Raw genomic sequence first — 20,510 nt, forward strand, 5'->3', positions numbered from 1 at the left:
TTGTCCAACTTCGTCGAAATGTTTTTCATAAAACAAACCATCTATGAAATATCCAGAAATAAAATGGTTATACTAACAAAAGCGACATTGGAAAAACATATACTGAGGAATGATAAGGATGGTGATGATATGAAGTATCGCATGAATAAACAAGTGAGCGCAATCATGGATTGTGCAAAACAAGAAGCTAAAGACATGGGAAACAACTATATCGGCAGTGAACACTTACTGCTAGCGATATTAAAAGATAGCAGCACGCCTTTATCCAAAATGTTATCTTCACAAGGGATGTACTACTTTCAATTGAAAGAGGATCTTATGGTGTTGTTTGGATTAAAGGATCAAAATGTAGAAGAAATACAAGTCACGCAAGTAGTGGATAGTATTTTAGAAAGTGCTATGATGAAAGCAAATCAAAAACAAACGAAGCAAATGGATGTGGAATGTTTGTCTTTGGCTTTGTTGCATACGACAAGCTGTGTGGCAACAGAAATCCTTCATCGTTATGATATTGATGAAGATATCTTATTGATGCAATTGGAGAATGGCTCTATGCATGAACTTGATAAATTAGGAGAACTACGTAATTTAAATGTATGTGGTAGTAATGTAGATATTGTAGGAAGAGATGATGAATTAAATTTCATGATCTCTATTTTATCGCGCAAGGATAAAGCAAATCCTTTGTTAATTGGAGAACCGGGAGTTGGAAAAACAGCATTAGTAGAAAAATTAGCGGGTATGATTCAACAAGGAAAAGTACCTTCATTAGCAAATGCAATCTTATATGAATTGCATTTGAACTCTTTGGTAGCTGGCACAAAGTATCGTGGAGATTTTGAAGAGAAGCTTCAAAATATTATCAAACTATTACAAAAATATCCTAATGTCATCTTATTTATCGATGAGATTCATCAGATGATAGGAGCAGGAAAATCTGAAGGTTCCATTGATGTATCAAGTGTTTTGAAACCTTATCTTGCAAGAGGTATTATCAAATGTATTGGCGCTACAACGATTGAAGAGTATGAGAAATACATTGAAAAAGATCGGGCATTGGAACGTCGTTTTCAAGTGATTACAATCAAAGAGCCTAGCAAAGAAGAAACTGTAGAAATGTTAAAGGCAAAAATAAAAGAATATGAAGAGTTCCATTTGGTACAGATACCAAAGGATATGATATCGACGATTGTACAGTATTGTGAATATTATATTCCTGCACGAAAATTCCCAGACAAAGCCATTGATGTTTTAGATTTGGCTTGTGTGGGAGCGAAACGTTCTCATAAACAATTCATAGATGAAGAGATTGTGAAAGATGTTATTGAAAAATTAACTGCGATACCTATCGCATCTCGAAATCGTTTGGATGAATTAAGACATCAATTAGAAAAGAATATGGTAGGACAAAGGGATGTTATACGAAAGGTAATTCATCAATTGGAATGGATTGAACAAGGAGTCATATCGAACCGACCTTTAGGAGTGTGGCTTTTCCTGGGAAATCATGGGGTAGGTAAGAATACATTGATTGATATATTCAATCATAACTATCTAAACCAAGAAGATGTTGTGCTGTTTGATATGGCATCATTTGAAAAGAATATCGAACACAATTTATCAAAGCTACGTAGAAATCCATATACCATCATATCCATTACCAACTTACACATGGCTAATGAGGGAATGTTACAGTTTTTAAGACAGTCGATTCAAAAAGGATATATTGAACGAGATATTTATAAAATTGATTTACGTCATTCCATTATGATTATGCAAGGAGATTTTCCGATATCCAAACATAACTCTTTACGATTTGATGAAGAAACTCGTCCATATGAACAAATAGAAAGGGCTCTTGGAAAATCGTTTGTGGAGATCTTTGATGAAATTTTTATGTTTCGTGATTTAGAACCAAAAGAGAAAGTATCAGTTGTACAAGGCATGTTGAAGAAATGGAATAAAACAATGGAAGAGACTGCCATCATGGAAGCAATTGAAACAAGTCCAACATTGGAAGCCGCAACGAAGAAGTTAAAACAAAAAATAGTAAAGGCTTAATTAAAATGAAATTTACGAGGAGTCCTGATAAGGGCTTCTTGTTGTTTTATGGAAATCTTTTATTCAGTGATACAGAAAGGTTAATCTGAGATATAATGGTATGAGATAAAGAGAGGGAATTGGTATGAGTGAAAAAGATAGTTTACTAGCGATAATGGATGCTATACATACTACAGAAATGGGAGAAGAGCGAATCAAGAGAAACTTAGATGTTTGCGTTGAGGATATAGTTTCATGGTGTAAACAACAAATAAGCAAGGAGTCTTGTGACGTCATTAGAAAAGGTAAGAATTGGTATGCGACTTTAGGAGAGTATGTTTTTACGATCAATGCCCATAGTTATACCATTATAACTGCACATAAACATAAAAGATAAGTCATATTGTACCTCAAGAAGTGAAAGAACATAAATTGGTAGTAAATGATCAAATGATAGATGATTTACTACCTTTTTTGTATATTAAGATAATTTATTCTATGAAATATAGAACCATTGATTGAACAATAAAAGTAAGATACACATTTTTTATCATTTTAAATCCATACTAAGTTTGCATATGTATATAAAATAGACTTTTAAGTGAAACTGCATGCATTCGAAAGTCATGAATGTTTCCAATGGGCATTTCTATGGGTTTGTGGTACAATTGGAAAAGAAAGTGTGGTGGTAAATATGCATCCAGAACCCAAACAAACATCATTGAATCAAACACAAGAGGATCATTTACCACCGTCGATGTGCTAGATCCTCCTATTAAAGGAGAGACCATATGAAGAGAATAGTTACAAAAGAAGAATTGCTTGATTTGTTTTTGCATGGAAGCGCGCAAGATATTAAGGACACCATTGATACCATACATCCTGCAGATATCTTGGACCTTTTGCATGCGCATAAAGAAGATGCGGATAAAATTTTAGGTCGTTTGCCAGATGATGTTTTAGCAGATGTAGTAGAAGAAGAAGATGACGAAGATAAGTATGAATTATTGAAACAACTATCTGATGCTCGTCAAAAAAATATATTGGATGAAATGTCGAGTGATGAAATCACAGATTTGATTGGAGAATTAGAAGAAGACGAAGTCGCAGAAGTCCTTGAAAAAATGGACTATGAAGATCAGTTGGATGTTCGAAAATTGATGAGTTTTGAACCTGAAAGTGCCGGCGGTATCATGACAACAGAGTTCATCAAAATCTTCGCAAAAAATACAGTAAAAGAAACGTTAAATTATTTACAGAAAAATACCGATCGAGAGACAAGCTATTATCTATATGTTGTGGATAACACAGATGTATTGAAGGGTGTTGTTTCTCTGCGTGATATTGTTACAAGTTCTTTTGATACACCGATGATGGAAATTACCAATCCCAATGTTATCACTTTGCATTATAGTGAGGACCAAGAAGAAGTTGCTCATAAATTTGAAAAGTATGGGTTCATCTTAATGCCTGTTGTGGATGATGAAAATCATATGTTGGGGATTGTAGAATTCGATGATATCATCGATATCATTCAAGAAGAGAATACAGAAGATATTCACCATTTAGGTGGGGTTAATAAAGAAGAACGTGTAGATTCTACAACACAAGAATCCTTTAAAAGTCGTATTCCTTGGTTAATTGTAAATTTATTTACTGCTGTACTAGCAGCCGCAACGGTGAGTTTGTTTGAAAGTACCATTGCACAATATGTTGCGTTAGCTACCATTATGCCAATTATTACGGGTATGGGTGGTAATGCCGGAACACAAACATTGACCATTGTTGTTCGAGGAATTTCTTTGGGAGATTTGACCAAAGAGAATGCGATGAGAATTTTGTTTAAGGAGTTTGCGGTTGGGATTTTAAGTGGACTTGTGATCGGATTATTGGTTGCGGGAGGCGCATTGTTAATGGAGAGCAATCCAATCTTTGGAGCGGTTGCGGGTATTGCGATGTTACTCAATATGATATTAGCGAATCTTGCGGGTTATTTTATTCCGATTATTCTTGAAAAGTTCCATGTAGACCCTGCCTTAGCAAGTGCAGTGTTTGTAACTACAGTGACCGATGTTATGGGATTTTTCTTATTCTTAGGTTTAGCAACCATGGTGTTGCCATATATCATTTAGGAGGTGTATGAATGAAAGCACTTATTACAGGAGCAAGTAGTGGAATTGGCCGAGATATGGCGAAAGAGTTAGCGAAACGAGGATGTGATCTTGTGCTGGTCGCAAGACGTGGAGATCGTTTACAGAAATTGAAAGAAGAATTATCCGTTGAAGTCGATGTGATTGTTGCGGATTTAAGTAAGGAACAGCAGTGTCGTGCAGTATATGAACGAGTGAAATATGATGGTGTGGATATTTTAATCAATAATGCTGGATTTGGTGATTTTGGAGAATTTGATACAACCGATTTAGATAAAGAATTACAGATGATTCGCACCAATATAGAAGCGGTTCATATTCTAACTAAGTTATTTCTGAAGGATTTTGTGAAGAATGATAAAGGGATGATTTTGAATGTAGCTTCTTCTGCGGCATTTTTGCCTGGTCCTTTAATGGCGACTTATTACGCAACCAAAAGTTATGTATTGCGATTGAGTATGGGGATTCATAAAGAACTTAAGAAAAAAGGTAGTATGGTTTCTATTTCTGTGTTATGTCCAGGACCTGTAAGAACGGAGTTTGATAAAGTCGCGAACGTTAAGTTTATGATGCGTGGGAAAAAAAGCAAACGTGTTGCGAAAGATGCTTTAGAGGGTATGATGAACCGAAAACTTTTAATTATTCCAGGAGTTTTAATGAAGGCATCTTATTTTCTAACGAAGTTTATGCCAAATGAAGTGTTGATGGAATGTAGTTATCATATACAACATCGTAAGAATAAATAAACAGGAACTGTAACGAACGTTACAATTCCTGTTTTTCAAGTTTAGATGTACAATATGGACAACGAGTTGCCTCTATTGGGATTTCACTTTTACAAAATTCACATTGTTTTGTGGTTGGTGCTGCTTCTACAACCTCCTCCTTTTTTACACGACTGGCAAGCGTGTTCATAGTCTTTACCATCGCAAAGATAACAAATGCCATGATTAAAAAGTTAATGACTTCTGTTAGGAAGGTACCATAATTTAAAGTGGATGCGCCTGCTTTTTGTGCTTCTGCAATGGTTGCGTAAGTATTTCCGTCAAGCGCAATAAACCAATTGGTAAAATTAATGCCACCAGTAATCATGGTGATAATAGGCATGATTACATCATTCACTAAAGAACTTATGATTTTTTGAAATGCCCCACCGATGATGACACCAACCGCTAAGTCAAGAACATTCCCACGCATGATAAACGTTTTAAATTCATTTAAAATATGTTTCATGATATCCCTCTTTTCTACGTCATTATTTTAACATAATTCTATCTAGGAATTACAATCTATGGTAAAATAAACTATATATTCGTTCTTTTATTACATATGAAGATATGAGGTGTTAACTTGAAAAAGAAAATATCAAAGAATATTCTTACATTTATACTTTTTATATCCATATCCGCAGTAGCGATTGTGGGAGGTTCTTTTTACTTCATCCATGGTACGAATGAAGATGTGAGTGCATTAAACAAGAATTTCTTAAGTGAAATTGCTTCTCAAAATGCAAGTATTATGCAGAAAACAGTACAAATACATTTGGATAAGTTAGCTGCTATATCTAATGTAATTGGTAAGGAAGATGAATTCTCAATTGATTTTGCGATTGATATATTACAATCAGAAAGTTCTCGTTCTTCATTTAAACGTATGGGATACGCAGATTTACAAGGGAATGCGGTTACCACCGATGGACAAGAATTTAGTATTGCGAATAGGGAATACTTTAACAAAGCTATTCAAGGAAACGATAGTGTAAGTGATCGCCTAACAGATAAAGTAGGTGGGGCTTATATCAATGTGTATGCTGTTCCTTTTTATCAAAAAGGTGAAATAGCGGGAGTTATATTTGCGACCAATCGTAATGATGATTTTATTGAAATATTGAGTTCTAAGACATTTGTAGGAGAGGGATTCTCTTATGTTATTAAGAAGGATGGATCTCCGATTGCATACCCTAGTGATGTAAATGATTCATCATCTGATTTAACAGATTTATTTGATGAAATTGATGCTTCACAAGATGGAAAAGAAAAGGTTAGTGCCATCAAAGAACAGATGAAGCATGATGAAGAAGGATTTGTTTCTTATACATGGAATGATGTAGAACGACTTGGTGCATACTCTAAAATAGGAATTGAAGATTGGTATGCAGTTACCTTGGTACCTAAAGCAGTTATTACTAGATATACCGATCGTATTGTAATAAGAAATATAGGAATCGTTGTGTTAACTGCGATTACATTTATTCTATTACTCATATTCATTATTTTACAGAATCGTAAGAGTCAAAAAAATCTTATGAAGATTGCATATGAAGATGAATTGACGGGTTGTTCGAATCTTAATGCATTTAAGTATATTGCGCAACGTTTATTGAATGAACGCAAAACTATTTCGTATATCTGTGTGAAGTTTGATATTGAAAACTTTAAGTTTATCAATGATCGTTTGGGGTTTCATACAGGAGATGCCGTATTAAAAAATATTTCTGATGTATTACATGAAATTTTGGATATGAATAAAGAAGCATATGCACGTATTAGTGCAGATGAATTTATTGTGATGATGCAAGATAAACATGAGAATTTTCTAGCGGAGATTCGTCAAAAATTCGTAGATAACTTTAATCGATTGATGGGCTCTGATTTTGATCATTTGATACGTTTCCATTCAGGTGTTTATATTGTAGATAGCGAAGAAAAAGATATTTCTAGTGTCTATGAAAAAGTGAATTATGCACATCGTCAATCAAAAAGCTTAGTGGCAAATAGTGATATTGTTGAATTTTATTATGATGATGCCGTACGAGTAGAAACAAAACATCGCATTGAAATCAAAGAAGCGATGGCGAAAGCACTTGAACATGAGGAGTTTGAAGTGCACATACAACCGAAGTATCGTTTGAAGGATGAACTTATTTCTGGGGGAGAAGCACTGGTTCGTTGGCGTCAAAGGGATGGAAGCCTATTATTTCCAGGTTCCTTTATACCTTTGTTTGAAGAAAATGGTTTTATCATCAAATTGGATTTATATATGTTTGAACATGTATGCAAAATCCTACAAAGTTGGGCTCAACAAGGATTACCACTCGTATGTATATCAGTGAACTTCTCAAGATTACACTTATACAATGCGAATTTTATAGGGGATTTAGTAGATATAACGAATCGTTATCAGGTCCCAAGAAAGTATATTGAATTGGAATTAACGGAAACTATCTTCTTTGAAAATGAAGGATTATTAGTACATGTTTTAACGCAAGCACACGATGCAGGATTTAGCGTATCCATGGATGACTTTGGGAATGGATATTCCTCTTTGGGATTGTTAAAGAATATTGATGTTGATGTTATTAAAGTCGATCGTAATTTCTTTGTGGATGATATTTATAAAGAACGTACGAAGATTGTTGTGGAAAATGTTATGGAAATGGCTAAGAAACTAGGTATTCATACATTGGCGGAAGGAATCGAGAAAAAAGAACATATCGATATGTTAAAGGATTTCGGATGTGATTATGTGCAAGGGTATTATTACGCAAAACCAATGCCAGTGAGTGAGTTTGAAGAACGTTTGAAACAAGAAATAGGAAAGGGTGGAAACGCATGAAGTATAGTGCATTGATAGTTGCGGCAGGTAGTGGAAGCCGTATGGGTCTTGGATATAATAAACTTTTGTATACCTTTGATAGTGGAGAAACCATTATTGAAAAAACGGTATCAATCTTCTTAAAAGATGCACAGTGTACACAAATTGTGCTAGTGATAAGTGAAGATGATAGGGAAGTATTTAAGAAACTATTTCCTCAAGAAGACATCGTCTTTACCATTGGTGGAGATACACGTCAAGAATCTGTATATAACGGTTTAAAGGAAGTTAAAGAAGAACATGTTATGATTCATGATGGTGCGCGTCCTTGGTTATCACAAGAGTGTTTGAAACGAATCTTAGATGAACTCTCTGTTCATAAAGCATGTTTGTTAATGGTTCCTGTAAAAGATACCATTAAGGAAGTAGTGAATGGGAAAGTGGTTCAAACGTTTGAAAGAAGCAATCTTAGACAAGCACAAACACCACAAGCATTTGAAACCAAGCTCATTATAGAGAGTTATGAAAAAGCAATGCGAGAAGGTGTTGTTGCGAGTGATGATGCACAAGTGGTGGAACTTTGTAGTGATGAAATTGTATATGAAGTAGAAGGAAGTTATGAGAATTTAAAAGTAACAACCATAGAAGATATCCGTTCATAGAAAAACTCTGCGCTGGCAGAGTTTTTTGTATGTAGGAGTGTTTGCTTATCGTTCGATACGTGATAATGCATTTAGTGTAACTGTTTTTACACCCGCATCTTGTATCGCTAATAATTCTTCTTCATCCGCTAGTACATCTGTGATTAAGTAATCAAACGATTGGATGTTACCACTGATAAAGCTGTGTTCATTTTTTATCTTTGTATGATCGGCTAATATAAACGTTTCACCAAGACAACGGTTGATCATCATTTCATTGATGGCCACTTCTTGTAAGATTGCGGTTGTCATTCCAGAATGTAATGAAAACCCACTGCATCCTAAAAATGCTTTTGTGGCAGAAACACGATTCAAGTTGTTAAGTGCTAAATCACCAACCATACTTTCTTTAGGATTACGTAGTTCTCCACCAGTTAAGCAAATACTTAACAAAGGGTCATGATCCATAAAGATCGCTTTTCCATTATTGGTAATAACGGTGACTCGTTTATTCTTGATATAAGGAATGATTAACAAAGCAGTAGAACTTGTGTTGATAAAAATAGTATCACCATCCTGTACGTATTGTGCCGCATATTTTGCGATGGCATGTTTGTACAATTCGTTAGACATTGTTGGATCATCGATATTAACAAAGCTTTGAATTAGCTTTGCGCCTCCATAGAAACGTTCGACTGCACCTTTTTCTTCCCAATATTGTAAGTCTCTACGTATGGTTAAGGCGGATACATGTAATTGTTGTGCAAGGTCATCCACAAGGGCTTTTCCTTTGGATTGAATCTCTCTCATAATCGTATCCCTACGTTCATCTACGATGGCTTTGTTCATTTTCATAATAACACACCTCAAATCTTTTCTAGTAGTTTAAGCGCTTCTTTTTTATAGGTTAGTTGATTACTTAATTGTAAAACTTTTTCTAGCATTTGGCGAGCATTTTTATGATCTTCTACTGCGATATATGCGCGTGCATATTCTAAATAGAACTGTGATAGTTCTCGATGATTAAAGTTTTGGGTATGTACATCATGAAAACAATGAAGACTTTTCTTATAATCTTTTGTGCTTAAATAGTAGAGTGCGTCAATGAATTCCCAACTATATAAAGGATTCACTTTTGTACCTTTTATTTTCGCGCCACGAACTTTGATCACTTCTTGGTAATATTTTTTCACTTGTGTACGATTTCCTTTTCGATAATTTGAAAAGAAGTATGTATAATTACGAATTAATAAATAATCAAGGGAAGAACGAAACATGTTGTCATGATCTTCTAGTATAGATAAGCAGGTGTCTGGTTGGTTGATATCTTGATAGTATAAGGTATCAAAGATATATAGAGGATTCTTATAATTTTTAAGAATGTCTTTTTTCTTTAATAGATTATAATAATGTCTTGCTTTTGCATGATCGCATTCCATCGTTAAGGAAGCTATCATATGTTGGTATAAATATCGTAGATATTCTGCCCATAAGGCAGCTCCCATAAAAAATAGTAACAATATCAAATAGGCAACCTTGCCTTCAGCTGAAGGCTCAAGAACTAATTTGTATAATGTATATACTGTAAATATGATATAAATGGCATACATAATGTATTTGCGAGCCGGCTCGCTTAGGCGAAAACGATTAAGAAACTTCATAGTAATCACTCCTTTATATCGTCATTATATGATTGTTTAACTATAATGTCAATATAAACATTCATATAAACAATCATATAATAAAATGACTATCGCTTACAAATGATTAAATATTCATAAAATATGTAAATTGTTCATAAAATGCTATTGCCAATAGAACGTTTAGTAATTATGATATAGGTGTACAAAGTGCTTGGCCAAATGCATGCATGTAAATAACGACAACAATGGAGGACAAAAACATATGAGTCAAATTGACAATATCACAAGAGAAAAATGGATACTAGGTGCTTTCCCAGAATGGGGTACTTGGTTAAATGAAGAAATCGATCAAGAAGTTGTAGAAAAAGGGACTTTCGCAATGTGGTGGATTGGTTGTACTGGGTTATGGATTAAAACAGAAAACAATACGAACATCTCTATCGATTTATGGTTTGGAAATGGAAAACGTTCAAAGAAAACAAAAGAAATGGATCAATTCCATCAAATGAGAAATATGACAGGTGGAAGAATGACACAACCAAACTTACGTGCAGCACCTATTGTGTACGATCCATTTGCGGTAACAAGCGTAGACGCTGTGTTATCTACACATTATCACAACGATCATATTGATCCATATTATGCAGCAGCTGTTATGAAAAACTGTGAAGATAAGGTTCCATTTATCGGACCAGCAAAAAGTGTTGAAAAATGGTTGAGCTATGGTGTTCCAGCAGAACGTTGTATCACTGTAAAACCAGGGGATGTCATCAAAGTAAAAGATACAGAAATTATCGTAGTAGATAGTTTTGATCGTACTTGTTTAGTAACGAATGATGTCGATGTTCGCGGTGTATGCCCAACTGATATGGATGAAAAAGCAGTAAACTATATCATTAAGACACCAGCAGGAAGTGTTTACCATAGTGGTGATTCTCATTATTCCACATATTATGCAAAACATGGAAAAGATTATGATATTGATATTGCCTTGGGTTCTTATGGAGAAAACCCTGCAGGAAATCAAGATAAAATGACATCTGTAGATATCCTTCGTATGGCAGAAGCATTAAACTGTAAAGTTGTAATTCCATTCCATTATGATGTATGGACAAACTTCAAAGCAGATCCACAAGAAATCAACATGTTATATGAATACAAGAAAGATGTATTACAGTATCAATTTCACCCATTCATTTGGGATGTAGGAGGAAAGTATGTTTGGCCTACAGATAAAGACAAACGTCAATTCCATTATCGTAGAGGATTTGAAGATTGCTTTAGCGATGAACCAAACGTTCCATTCCGTTCTATTTTATAGGAGAATGATATGTTAAAGGAAATAATTGAAAAAGGACATTACACATTTGAACAACATTTTGATCATTGGGAAGATGCAATTCGAGCAAGTTATCAACCTTTATTAAAGGATGGTACGGTAGAAGACGAATACATTGATGCAGTCATTAAGTGTGTAAATACCTACGGTCCATATATTGTGATAGCACCAAATATTGCGATGCCACATTCAACCGAAGGGGCTGTTGGGTGCAATGGTACGGCAATTAGCTTTATGAAAGTTCATGACGAAGTAGATTTTGATCCAAGTGATCCAGATAAGAAAGCAAGACTCTTCTTCTCTTTAGCTGCGATTGATCATGAAAAACATATCGAAAATATTTCACAATTGATGGAAACATTAATGAATGAGGAGATAGTGGAAGCACTATTACAAGCAGAAACGAAAGAAGAGTTTATGAAAATTGCGGATGATTTCGAATCATAAGCAAAGAGAGGATATAATTTTATGGGAGCAATTTTAGACTTTATATTAGGCATATGGAGTTTCTTCGCAACAAACATCCTAACGCAACCAGCATATTTTATAGGGTTGATGGTACTTGTTGGTTATATGTTGTTAAGAAAGCCACTATACGAAGCACTTGCAGGATTTATTAAAGCAACCGTTGGATATTTAATCTTATCCGTTGGTTCTGGAGGGTTAGTAAATAACTTCCGTCCTATCTTGGTTGGTTTAAAAGATAGATTCGATTTAGATGCTATGGTAATCGATCCATACTTTGGACAAAATGCGGTTACTTCTGGATTGGATGAAATGTTCAAACGAACATTCTCACAAGTAATGATTTTATTATTAGTTGCGTTTATTATGAACTTAATTCTAGTTCGTTTAAAGAAATGGACAAAACTACGTGCAGTATTTACAACAGGACATGTTCAAATGCAACAAGCATCCACAGCGTTCTGGTTAATTCTATTCTGTTTCCCTAGTATGGGAGATACACCAATTCTTATCGTTATGGGATTGATTTTAGGATTGTATTGGGCAGTTGGTTCTAACTTAACAGTTGAAATTACACAAGAACTTACCGAGGGTGGTGGATTCTGTATCGCCCATCAACAAATGTTTGGTATTGCGATTTTTGGAAAAATAGCAGAAAAGATGAAAACAAAATCATCAAGAAGATTAGATGATATTAAATTCCCAGGGTTCTTATCTATCTTTAATGAGAACATGGTAGCTACTTCTGTATTGATGTTTATCTTCTTCGGTGCCATCTTGATGGTGCTAGGAAAAGATTATTTGGTAACTATGGAATTTATGAAAGCGACCGATAATTTCTTCTTCTACATTATGACAACATCACTAAACTTTGCGGTTTATTTAGCAATTCTACAGTTGGGTGTACGTACCTTCGTTACAGAATTAACAAATTCTTTCCAAGGTATCTCTAGTACTTTCTTACCTGGTGCAGTTCCAGGAATCGATTGTGCAGCGGTCTTTGGATTTGGTAGTGCGAATGCAGTTACAGTAGGATTCTTAATGGGTGCTTTAGGACAGTTCTTAGCTATTATGGTATTGTTATTGATGAAATCACCAACACTTGTTATTGCAGGGTTTGTACCAGTCTTCTTCGATAACGCCGTAATTGCGACATATGCAGATAATCGAGGCGGTATCAAAGCGGCAGTTATTCTACCATTCATTTCTGGTTTGATCCAAGTATTTGGATCTGCGTTAATTGCTGGATGGGTTGGACTTGCGGCATACGGAGGATACCTAGGCATGTTTGACTGGGCAACTGTATGGCCAATGTTTACAGTCATTATGAAATTTGCAGGATACTTCGGTATTGCAATCGTTATCTTGATTCTACTTGCAATTCCACAGATTCAATATCGTAAACATCCAGATACATACTTCTTAATCGCAGAAGATTACGAAGAATACTTAAAGAAAATGGAAGCACAAAAGGCAACAAGTGCCTAGCATAGAGGAGATCATAATATGGCAGGAAAATTAAAAATAATGGTTTGTTGTGGCAATGGAGCTGGAACAAGCATGATGATAAAATTGAACGTCGATAAGGTTGTGAAAAAGATGGGTCTTGAAGTACAAGATATCCATCACTGCGCAATCTCAGAGGGTAAATCAGCAGCAGGACAATATGACATTGTATTATGCTCAAAGAATTTTGTACCAATGTTTGAAGATGCACAGAAAAAAGGCACAAAGATTGTAGGGCTAAAAAATGTAATGTCCGCAAAAGAAATCGAAGAAGGGCTGACAGCAGCACTTGAAAAATAAGTAAAAGCTGCCAAGCGCAGCTTTTCTTTTACCCAATCGTAAGAGGAAAGGAATGTTATATGAATATCGAAAAACGTACATTGGCTGAAATAAAACGTTGTTATTGTGCGAGTAGTTTGCCAATCAATCATACAAATCATATCGTCTTCGCAAGTGAAGACCCTAATGTTGGATGTGAGATGTTTGCTCTCGATACACTAACACACGAAGAGACAATTTGGAAAGAAGCTGGAGGATGTATGTCCATTATAGCGATTCCAGGAAAAGAAAATGAATTTCTTGCAGTACAAGAGTTTTATTTAAAAGTATCCCCATCTTTAGCAAAGATTGTATGGGGAAAATATGGCAAGGATGGCTTTGAAATTAAAGATGTACTAGCTATGCCATATATTCATAGATTTGATATTTATCATGCAAATGGTGTGAATTATTTCATTGGCGCAACCATTGCGACTTCTAAAGAGAGTAAAGATGATTGGAGTGTGCCAGGCAGAATTTATGTAGCACAATTACCAGAAGACTTATCCAAAGGGATTGAAGTAGAAGTATTGGTAGATGGTTTATATCGCAATCATGGGTATTGGAAAGATATGGATGAAAACTGTGGTTATTTTGGAAGTGATCAAGGGATTTTAAAAGTCATGCCTCCAAAAGAACTTGGTGGACAATGGCGTGTTGAGAGTGTATTACAAGGAGAAATCGGAGAGATTGCAACAGTGGATATCGATGGAGATGGAAACAAAGAAATTATGACCATTGAACCATTCCATGGAAACACAATCAAAATTTATAAGAAAGTAAATGGTAAATATACTCCAGTGTATACATATGAGAATGAAATTGATTTTGCACATACCTTAGTAGGTGGAACATTAGGTGGAACACCGACCTTTATTGCAGGTGTACGTCGATGTGATGCGGAATTGTTTTATGTGCAATACAAAGATGGGAAATATGTTAGCACATGTATTGAAAAGGGTGTTGGCCCTGCCAATATCGCTTTGATCAATGAAGAGCATCGAGATGTTATCGTTGCGGCTAATCATACAAAAAATGAGGCTGCGGTATACATCGTTACGAAGGAGGGCTAATATGTTAGAAGAACTAAAAAAACAAGTTTTTGAAGCAAATCTATTATTGCCGAAATATGGATTGATTACATTTACTTGGGGAAATGTCTCTGGAATCGACAGAGAAAAAGGAATCGTTGCGATCAAACCAAGTGGTGTGGAATACGATCATATGAGTGTAGAAGACATTGTCTTATGTGATATGGATGGAAATGTAGTAGAAGGAAAACTAAAACCAAGCAGTGATTTAATGACACATCTTGCGTTCTATAAGAATTTTCCAAATATTAAAGGAGCTGTACATACACATTCACGTTGGGCTACCTCATTCGCACAAGCAGGAAAAGCAATTCCAGCGCTTGGTACTACACAAGCAGATTATTTCTATGGGGATATTCCTTGTACACGTTGCATGAGTCCTTTGGAAATACAAGGTGAGTATGAACTAGAAACAGGAAATGTTATTGTGGAGACATTTCAAAGTAAAAATATCAATCCCGATGAAATGCCAGGGGTGTTAGTTCATAGTCATGGACCATTCTCATGGGGAAAAGATCCTTTTGATGCAGTGCATAATGCAGTCGTAATGGAAGAGTGTGCGGCTATGGCATTTGCTTCTTTACAACTTCAAAAGGATGACAACAAACATATGCAACAAGAATTATTGGATAAACACTTCAAGCGTAAACATGGACCAGGTGCATATTATGGACAGGGATGATAAGATTTACGCATTAGGGCAATATGAAAAATCAATGCCAGGTGATCTCACATGGTTAGAAAAGCTTACGTTATGCAAAGAGTTTGGGTTTGACTATTTAGAAATGAGCATCGATGAAACAGATGAAAAATTAGCGCGTTTAGATTACACAAAGAAACAGCGCGAAGAAATCTTAGACGCAATGTCTTTGAGTGGTGTTCGTATTCAGTCTATGTGTTTGAGTGGACATCGTAAATATCCATTAGGACATCCTGATGTAGCTGTGCAAAAGAAGGCTCTTGAAATCATGGAGAAAGCTGTTCAATTAGCATGCGACTTAGGAATACGTATCATACAATTAGCAGGATATGATGTATATTATGAAGAAGGAACTACACAAACAAGAGAAATCTTCATAGAAAATCTTGCGAAAGCTGTATATATGGCGGCAGAAAAAGGTGTTCTTTTAGGATTTGAAACCATGGAAACGCCATTTATGGATACGGTTGAAAAAAGTATGTACTATGTAGAAGCATTAAACTCACCATATTTAGGTGTTTATCCAGATATAGGGAATCTGAAAAATGCTAGTTTATTATATGGTGTAAGTGTTGATGAAGATCTTGAAAAAGGTGCTGGGCATATCGTTGCCTCCCATCTGAAAGAAACCATTCCAAATCATTATCGTGAGATTACATTTGGTACAGGACATAGTGAATACACAAATAATATAGAGGTTTTAAAACAAATGGGCGTTAGAATGTTTGTAGGCGAATTTTGGTATACTGGAAACAAAGATTGGAAAGAAGTTTGTAAACATAGCGCGTCTTTCTTAAGAGATAAATTAGACGCTGTATTTTATGGATAAAAAAGAAGTGAACGTTCACGATATACGTTGTATTGTCGCAGATATGGACGGTACATTATTGAACGATGAAAAGCAATTGGATAATGGCATTAGGGATGTGATTACGCAATTGAAAGAAAAAGGAATCGTGTTTACGCTAGCATCTGGAAGAAATGTACAAATTATGAAGTCATTTATTCAAGAGCTACAAATTGATTTTGCTTATATTGTGAACAACGGAGCTTGTATTTATCGTGGTGATGAATGCTTGTTTGAACAGACAATGGAAGAAGAGGACATGGCGAAAGCATTGTCCATTTACGAAAGTGAGTCAATCTCTTATGTTGCCTATACCTCAGAAGCAATTTATGTACATGGTGCACAAGAACCTTTGGAATTATTTTTAAACCGATTAAAGGGAAAATCAACACTACGCTATGAGTATGCTGGCGTAGAGATTGCCAAACATCATGTCTTTAAGGTTGTTGCGGTAAATGAAAATCCTTCACAGATGAAACGTGTACAAGCACGCATTCATGCGACTTGCGAAAGCTTACAATGTTTAAGGAGTGAAGATGAAATCTACACAATTACACATAAAGACACAAGCAAAGGGGTCGCATTAAAACGCATTATGGAAGATGCAGGTATTGATCTAAAAGATGTACTTGTATTCGGGGATAACTTTAATGATGTATCGATGTTTCAAGTTGCGGGAATTGCAGTTGCTATGGAGAATGCCCAAAACGATGTGTTACAACATGCGGATATGATTGCCCTTGATAATAATCATCAAGGTGTCAGTCGTTTTATTAAAGAACATATACTGAAATAAAAAATGGGATACTTTGCGTATTCCATTTTTACATATATTTTTTTAACCATGTTCCTTTTCTATAGTATAGAAACAACCATAAGGAACTTGCAAACCATGTGATAGGCCACCCCATAAATACAACATTGATATTATGGAAGATAGGTACAGATGTTAAAATCCATAACATTCTCAATCCACACCAACACGTTACCATAACAATCATCGGTATGGTAGTAACACCAGCCCCACGAATGATTCCGTTGAAGGAATGTGAAACCGCTAGGAAGATATAGAATGGAGCCAATATATACATCATACGTAATCCATAATTGATAACACGTGCGTCATTAGAGAAGATGGATAAGACGTATGGTCCAAGAATCAGTAACAAGGCACTAATTATAACCGTTGTAATAACACTCATGATAATCCCGGTCTTTGCGCCTTTTTTTACACGATCAAATTTCTTAGCACCGATGTTTTGTCCTGTAAAGGTTGTAAATGCCATAGAGAAACTCATAACAGGAAGGATGGCAAAGCCATCTATTTTTGTATAAGAGCCACATCCCGCCATCGCAAGAGACCCAAATGCATTAATATTGCTTTGTACGATAACATTTGAAAATGATACAATCGCATTTTGTATACCACTTGGTAATCCAATGCGTATAATCTCAACCATCATATCTTTATGACATTTAATATCTTTCAATCGTAATTGATAATCTTGTTTTGTTCTACATAATAAGATCACCACAAGTACTGCACTTATGGTTTGGGAAATCAACGTTGCCCAAGCAGCACCTTCAATTCCCATATGGAAGTAAACAACAAATACAATATCTAATATGACGTTGGTAACTGAGGAGATGATTAAGAAATATAAGGGATTCTTAGAATCACCCACAGCTCGTAAAATACCACTTCCCATGTTATATATCATCACAGACAATACTCCTAAAAAGTATATCCTTAAATATAGTACAGAATTTGCCATAACATCACTTGGTGTTCCAACCCACTCTAAAATATAGGGGGAAAGAAATACACCGATAACAGTTAAAGCTAGTCCAGATATAATCGTTAAACTCATAGATGTATGGACGGCATCTTGTACCATATCTTTATTACGAGCACCGAAGTATCTGGAAATGATAACTCCCGCTCCCACACTAATACCCATAAAGAAGCTTACGAGTAAGTTAATAATAGGGGCACTAGATCCTACTGCCGCAAGGGCATGGGCTCCTAGGTTTTGTCCAACAACGATGGAATCCACCGCATTGTACATCTGTTGAAAAAGGTTTCCCAACAACAATGGTACGGAAAACAACAACAATTCTTTCCAAATGACTCCCTCAGTCATCAGCCCTCTGTTTTTCTTTAACACTTGTTCCTTCAATTCAATCACCTTAATTCTTGTTTATAATTATAGCGCGATTTAAAAGGAAAAGAAATGATTACCTGAAAAGAATGCATATTAGTTCCTACTTTTGACTAAGGTATTTGTTATAATGTGGATAACAGTGAAAGAAAGGATGTATTTGTATGGAACATTTCATCAATGTACATAAGGAATTATGTATTGGGTGTGCAGCTTGTGTAAAAGATTGCCCACAATCCAATATAGAAATAAAAGAACAGTGTGCTATTATTTTAGATCAAGATTGTATGAAGTGTGGACACTGTGTGTCTATATGTCCAAAGAATGCAGTAGAAATAGAAGGCTTTGATCTAAGTCAAATCGTAGAACGCAATGCACAACCTCCACTAGAAAGGGATGCGCTACTGCATGCTATAAAAAGCAGGAGAAGTATACGACAATTCAAGAAGAAAGAAATCGATGAACAAGTACTGAACTATATCATCGAAGCAGGGAGGTTTACACCCACTGCCAAGAATGCGCAGGGTGTATCTTATATCATCGTACAAAACGAGATTCAAGAGGTAGAGGCAATCGCAGTAAAACTACTACGTAAATTATGGCCATTTGCTTCCTTATATAGTAAGAGTGCAAAACATATGACACCTGATGCTCATTTCTTCTTTAAACAAGCACCAGTCGCCATACTTGTAGTCGCAAAAGGAAGCTTTAAGAAAGTGGATGGTTCTTTAGCTGCTTCTAATATGGCATGGATGGCGGAAGCTCAAGGACTTGGTGTATTGTATAGTGGATTTTTTACGATCGCAAGTAATATGTCATTCGCTTTGCGAAAGAAATTGGGACTACAACGAAAAGAAAAAGTGATTATGACCTTAGTTTTAGGAGAACCAAATGTAAACTATCCTAGAAGCGCCCCTAAAAAGCCTGCTAAGGTACGTTATTTATAAGGGATATAAAGTTTGTTTCTTTGAAGTAAGAATAGAAATTATATATCTATACTATGAGTAATCATGGAGGAAAACTTTTTCTTGAAAAATTATTTCATATAATCAAGGAATCGGCAGATAATTGAAGTGTATAAAAAAAGTAAAGAAATGAGAGATTAAAGAAAATATTGTAATCGTTTTTGGTAAACATAAAAGATAAATGGGAGGACAGCATGAAATTTAGCGATTTTTTGATAGATAGTATCGAAATGAAATATGATGAACAAAGATGTGATGAATATCCTTTTAATGTTCCACTGATTAAAAATTTCAGAAATCTTGAATTTAAAAAAAGGGTTACTATTTTATTGGGTGAAAACGGTATTGGAAAATCTACACTATTAGAAGCTTTGGCGGTAAATCGAGGTTTCAATTCAGAGGGTGGTGGACGAGACTATAACTTTATGACATATGATGAAACTTTTATGCTTAGTGATTATTTGACAGTTCATAGAACACCTGAAAAAATGAAAACTGGTTTCTTTTTAAGAACCGAAACGATGTATAACCTCAATACTAAATTATTTGAATACTACGAAGATGAGGTAATAAAGGTGAATAATCATTTACATTCACATGGTGAAAGTATTTTAGAAGTGATTAAGATGTATTTCCAAGAAGATGGATTTTACATAATGGATGAACCCGAGTCTGCCTTGTCTCCTTCATCATTATTTGCACTTATTAGCATAATACATGAATTAAGTGAAGTAAAGAACTGTCAGTTTTTAATAGCGACTCATTCACCTATTTTAGCGGGGTATCCTTTGGCTGATTTAATCGAGGTAGATGAAGATGGTAAAATGAATAGGATAAAATACGAAGAAAGTAATTTATATCTTTTATATAGTAGATATATTAAAGATAAGGCATTTAGATCGAGTCTCTATGTTAACGATAACATAGAGGAGTGATGTTGGTTAAAAATTTAAAACAGCTTTATATTATGAATTTACTTTATTGCTAATGTAATAGAGAAAAACTCTTTAACTTCGAATCTCAATTCCAGATTAAATCGATATTATTGA

Annotated in this window: 21 protein-coding genes; 17 read left to right on the forward strand and 4 right to left on the reverse strand. The window is 35.1% G+C overall.

Translation table 11 applies throughout. The annotated features are described in order from the left end of the window. Positions 1-63: 63 nt before the first annotated feature. The 5 genes from ACWG42_RS05550 (at position 64) to ACWG42_RS05570 (ending at position 4,936) form a co-directional block, all read left to right on the forward strand. Positions 64-2,061 carry an AAA family ATPase gene (locus ACWG42_RS05550; protein WP_455790687.1) on the forward strand — a complete coding sequence of 666 codons (1,998 nt, stop codon included), beginning with the start codon at positions 64-66 and terminating at the stop codon, positions 2,059-2,061. Between the two features lie 124 nt (positions 2,062-2,185). Continuing rightward, entirely contained in the window at positions 2,186-2,437 is a 252-nt protein-coding gene (locus tag ACWG42_RS05555) for a DUF3781 domain-containing protein (RefSeq protein WP_455790688.1), read from the forward strand. Between the two features lie 204 nt (positions 2,438-2,641). Continuing rightward, a complete protein-coding gene (locus ACWG42_RS05560; protein ID WP_455790689.1) occupies positions 2,642-2,806 on the forward strand; it encodes a hypothetical protein in 165 nt (54 codons plus the stop codon). Between the two features lie 25 nt (positions 2,807-2,831). After that, positions 2,832-4,172, forward strand: a complete 1,341-nt coding sequence (gene mgtE, locus ACWG42_RS05565) for a magnesium transporter (protein ID WP_455790691.1) — start codon at positions 2,832-2,834, stop codon at positions 4,170-4,172. An 11-nt stretch (positions 4,173-4,183) separates the two neighbouring features. After that, positions 4,184-4,936 (forward strand): SDR family NAD(P)-dependent oxidoreductase, encoded by a 753-nt coding sequence (locus ACWG42_RS05570; protein WP_455790692.1) that lies wholly within the window; start codon positions 4,184-4,186, stop codon positions 4,934-4,936. A 19-nt stretch (positions 4,937-4,955) separates the two neighbouring features. Here the strand turns inward: ACWG42_RS05570 and mscL are convergent, their stop codons facing one another. Further along, positions 4,956-5,423 (reverse strand): large conductance mechanosensitive channel protein MscL, encoded by a 468-nt coding sequence (gene mscL / locus ACWG42_RS05575; protein WP_455790694.1) that lies wholly within the window; start codon positions 5,421-5,423, stop codon positions 4,956-4,958. A gap of 117 nt (positions 5,424-5,540) precedes the next feature. Between mscL and ACWG42_RS05580 the strand changes: the two genes are divergently transcribed. Both ACWG42_RS05580 and ispD read left to right on the forward strand, forming a co-directional pair. Beyond that, positions 5,541-7,805, forward strand: coding sequence for a bifunctional diguanylate cyclase/phosphodiesterase (locus tag ACWG42_RS05580; protein WP_455790696.1), 2,265 nt, complete (start codon positions 5,541-5,543; stop codon positions 7,803-7,805). Beyond that, the gene (ispD, locus tag ACWG42_RS05585) at positions 7,802-8,446 is read left to right on the forward strand and encodes a 2-C-methyl-D-erythritol 4-phosphate cytidylyltransferase (RefSeq protein ID WP_455790698.1); all 645 of its coding nucleotides are present in this window, start codon (positions 7,802-7,804) and stop codon (positions 8,444-8,446) included. The genes ACWG42_RS05580 and ispD overlap by 4 nt, the downstream gene beginning before the upstream one ends. A gap of 45 nt (positions 8,447-8,491) precedes the next feature. On the opposite strand, the gene ACWG42_RS05590 is transcribed toward ispD, so the two are convergent. Together ACWG42_RS05590 and ACWG42_RS05595 are read right to left on the reverse strand one after the other, a co-directional pair. Then, the gene (locus tag ACWG42_RS05590) at positions 8,492-9,280 is read right to left on the reverse strand and encodes a DeoR/GlpR family DNA-binding transcription regulator (RefSeq protein WP_455790699.1); all 789 of its coding nucleotides are present in this window, start codon (positions 9,278-9,280) and stop codon (positions 8,492-8,494) included. A gap of 11 nt (positions 9,281-9,291) precedes the next feature. Next, positions 9,292-10,086 carry a hypothetical protein gene (locus tag ACWG42_RS05595; RefSeq protein WP_455790700.1) on the reverse strand — a complete coding sequence of 265 codons (795 nt, stop codon included), beginning with the start codon at positions 10,084-10,086 and terminating at the stop codon, positions 9,292-9,294. A 244-nt stretch (positions 10,087-10,330) separates the two neighbouring features. On the opposite strand from ACWG42_RS05595, the gene ulaG reads away from it, so the two are divergent. Genes ulaG through ACWG42_RS05635 form a run of 8 tightly spaced genes read left to right on the forward strand, consistent with a single transcriptional unit; the run spans position 10,331 to position 17,130 of the window. Then, a complete protein-coding gene (gene ulaG / locus ACWG42_RS05600) occupies positions 10,331-11,389 on the forward strand; it encodes an L-ascorbate 6-phosphate lactonase (protein ID WP_455790701.1) in 1,059 nt (352 codons plus the stop codon). Positions 11,390-11,398: 9 nt separating this feature from the next. Beyond that, a complete protein-coding gene (locus ACWG42_RS05605; RefSeq protein WP_455790702.1) occupies positions 11,399-11,854 on the forward strand; it encodes a PTS sugar transporter subunit IIA in 456 nt (151 codons plus the stop codon). Between the two features lie 21 nt (positions 11,855-11,875). Then, a complete protein-coding gene (locus tag ACWG42_RS05610; RefSeq protein WP_455790703.1) occupies positions 11,876-13,360 on the forward strand; it encodes a PTS ascorbate transporter subunit IIC in 1,485 nt (494 codons plus the stop codon). A gap of 18 nt (positions 13,361-13,378) precedes the next feature. Continuing rightward, on the forward strand, positions 13,379-13,678 hold the full coding sequence (locus ACWG42_RS05615) for a PTS sugar transporter subunit IIB (RefSeq protein ID WP_455790705.1): 300 nt from the start codon (positions 13,379-13,381) through the stop codon (positions 13,676-13,678). 59 nt (positions 13,679-13,737) lie between these two features. Continuing rightward, on the forward strand, positions 13,738-14,769 hold the full coding sequence (locus tag ACWG42_RS05620) for a hypothetical protein (protein ID WP_455790707.1): 1,032 nt from the start codon (positions 13,738-13,740) through the stop codon (positions 14,767-14,769). 1 nt (position 14,770) lies between these two features. Continuing rightward, the gene (locus ACWG42_RS05625) at positions 14,771-15,469 is read left to right on the forward strand and encodes an L-ribulose-5-phosphate 4-epimerase (RefSeq protein WP_455790708.1); all 699 of its coding nucleotides are present in this window, start codon (positions 14,771-14,773) and stop codon (positions 15,467-15,469) included. Further along, a complete protein-coding gene (locus tag ACWG42_RS05630) occupies positions 15,456-16,316 on the forward strand; it encodes an L-ribulose-5-phosphate 3-epimerase (RefSeq protein WP_455790710.1) in 861 nt (286 codons plus the stop codon). Before ACWG42_RS05625 ends, ACWG42_RS05630 begins: the two co-directional genes overlap by 14 nt. After that, positions 16,309-17,130, forward strand: a complete 822-nt coding sequence (locus tag ACWG42_RS05635) for a Cof-type HAD-IIB family hydrolase (RefSeq protein WP_455790712.1) — start codon at positions 16,309-16,311, stop codon at positions 17,128-17,130. Before ACWG42_RS05630 ends, ACWG42_RS05635 begins: the two co-directional genes overlap by 8 nt. 28 nt (positions 17,131-17,158) lie before the next feature. On the opposite strand, the gene ACWG42_RS05640 is transcribed toward ACWG42_RS05635, so the two are convergent. Next, entirely contained in the window at positions 17,159-18,478 is a 1,320-nt protein-coding gene (locus tag ACWG42_RS05640; RefSeq protein ID WP_455790805.1) for an MATE family efflux transporter, read from the reverse strand. A gap of 182 nt (positions 18,479-18,660) precedes the next feature. On the opposite strand from ACWG42_RS05640, the gene ACWG42_RS05645 reads away from it, so the two are divergent. Both ACWG42_RS05645 and ACWG42_RS05650 read left to right on the forward strand, forming a co-directional pair. Beyond that, positions 18,661-19,443 (forward strand): nitroreductase family protein, encoded by a 783-nt coding sequence (locus ACWG42_RS05645; protein WP_455790713.1) that lies wholly within the window; start codon positions 18,661-18,663, stop codon positions 19,441-19,443. A gap of 212 nt (positions 19,444-19,655) precedes the next feature. Beyond that, on the forward strand, positions 19,656-20,396 hold the full coding sequence (locus tag ACWG42_RS05650; RefSeq protein ID WP_455790715.1) for an AAA family ATPase: 741 nt from the start codon (positions 19,656-19,658) through the stop codon (positions 20,394-20,396). Positions 20,397-20,510: the final 114 nt, after the last annotated feature.

It is taken from the genome of Amedibacillus sp. YH-ame10 (genome assembly GCF_053848885.1).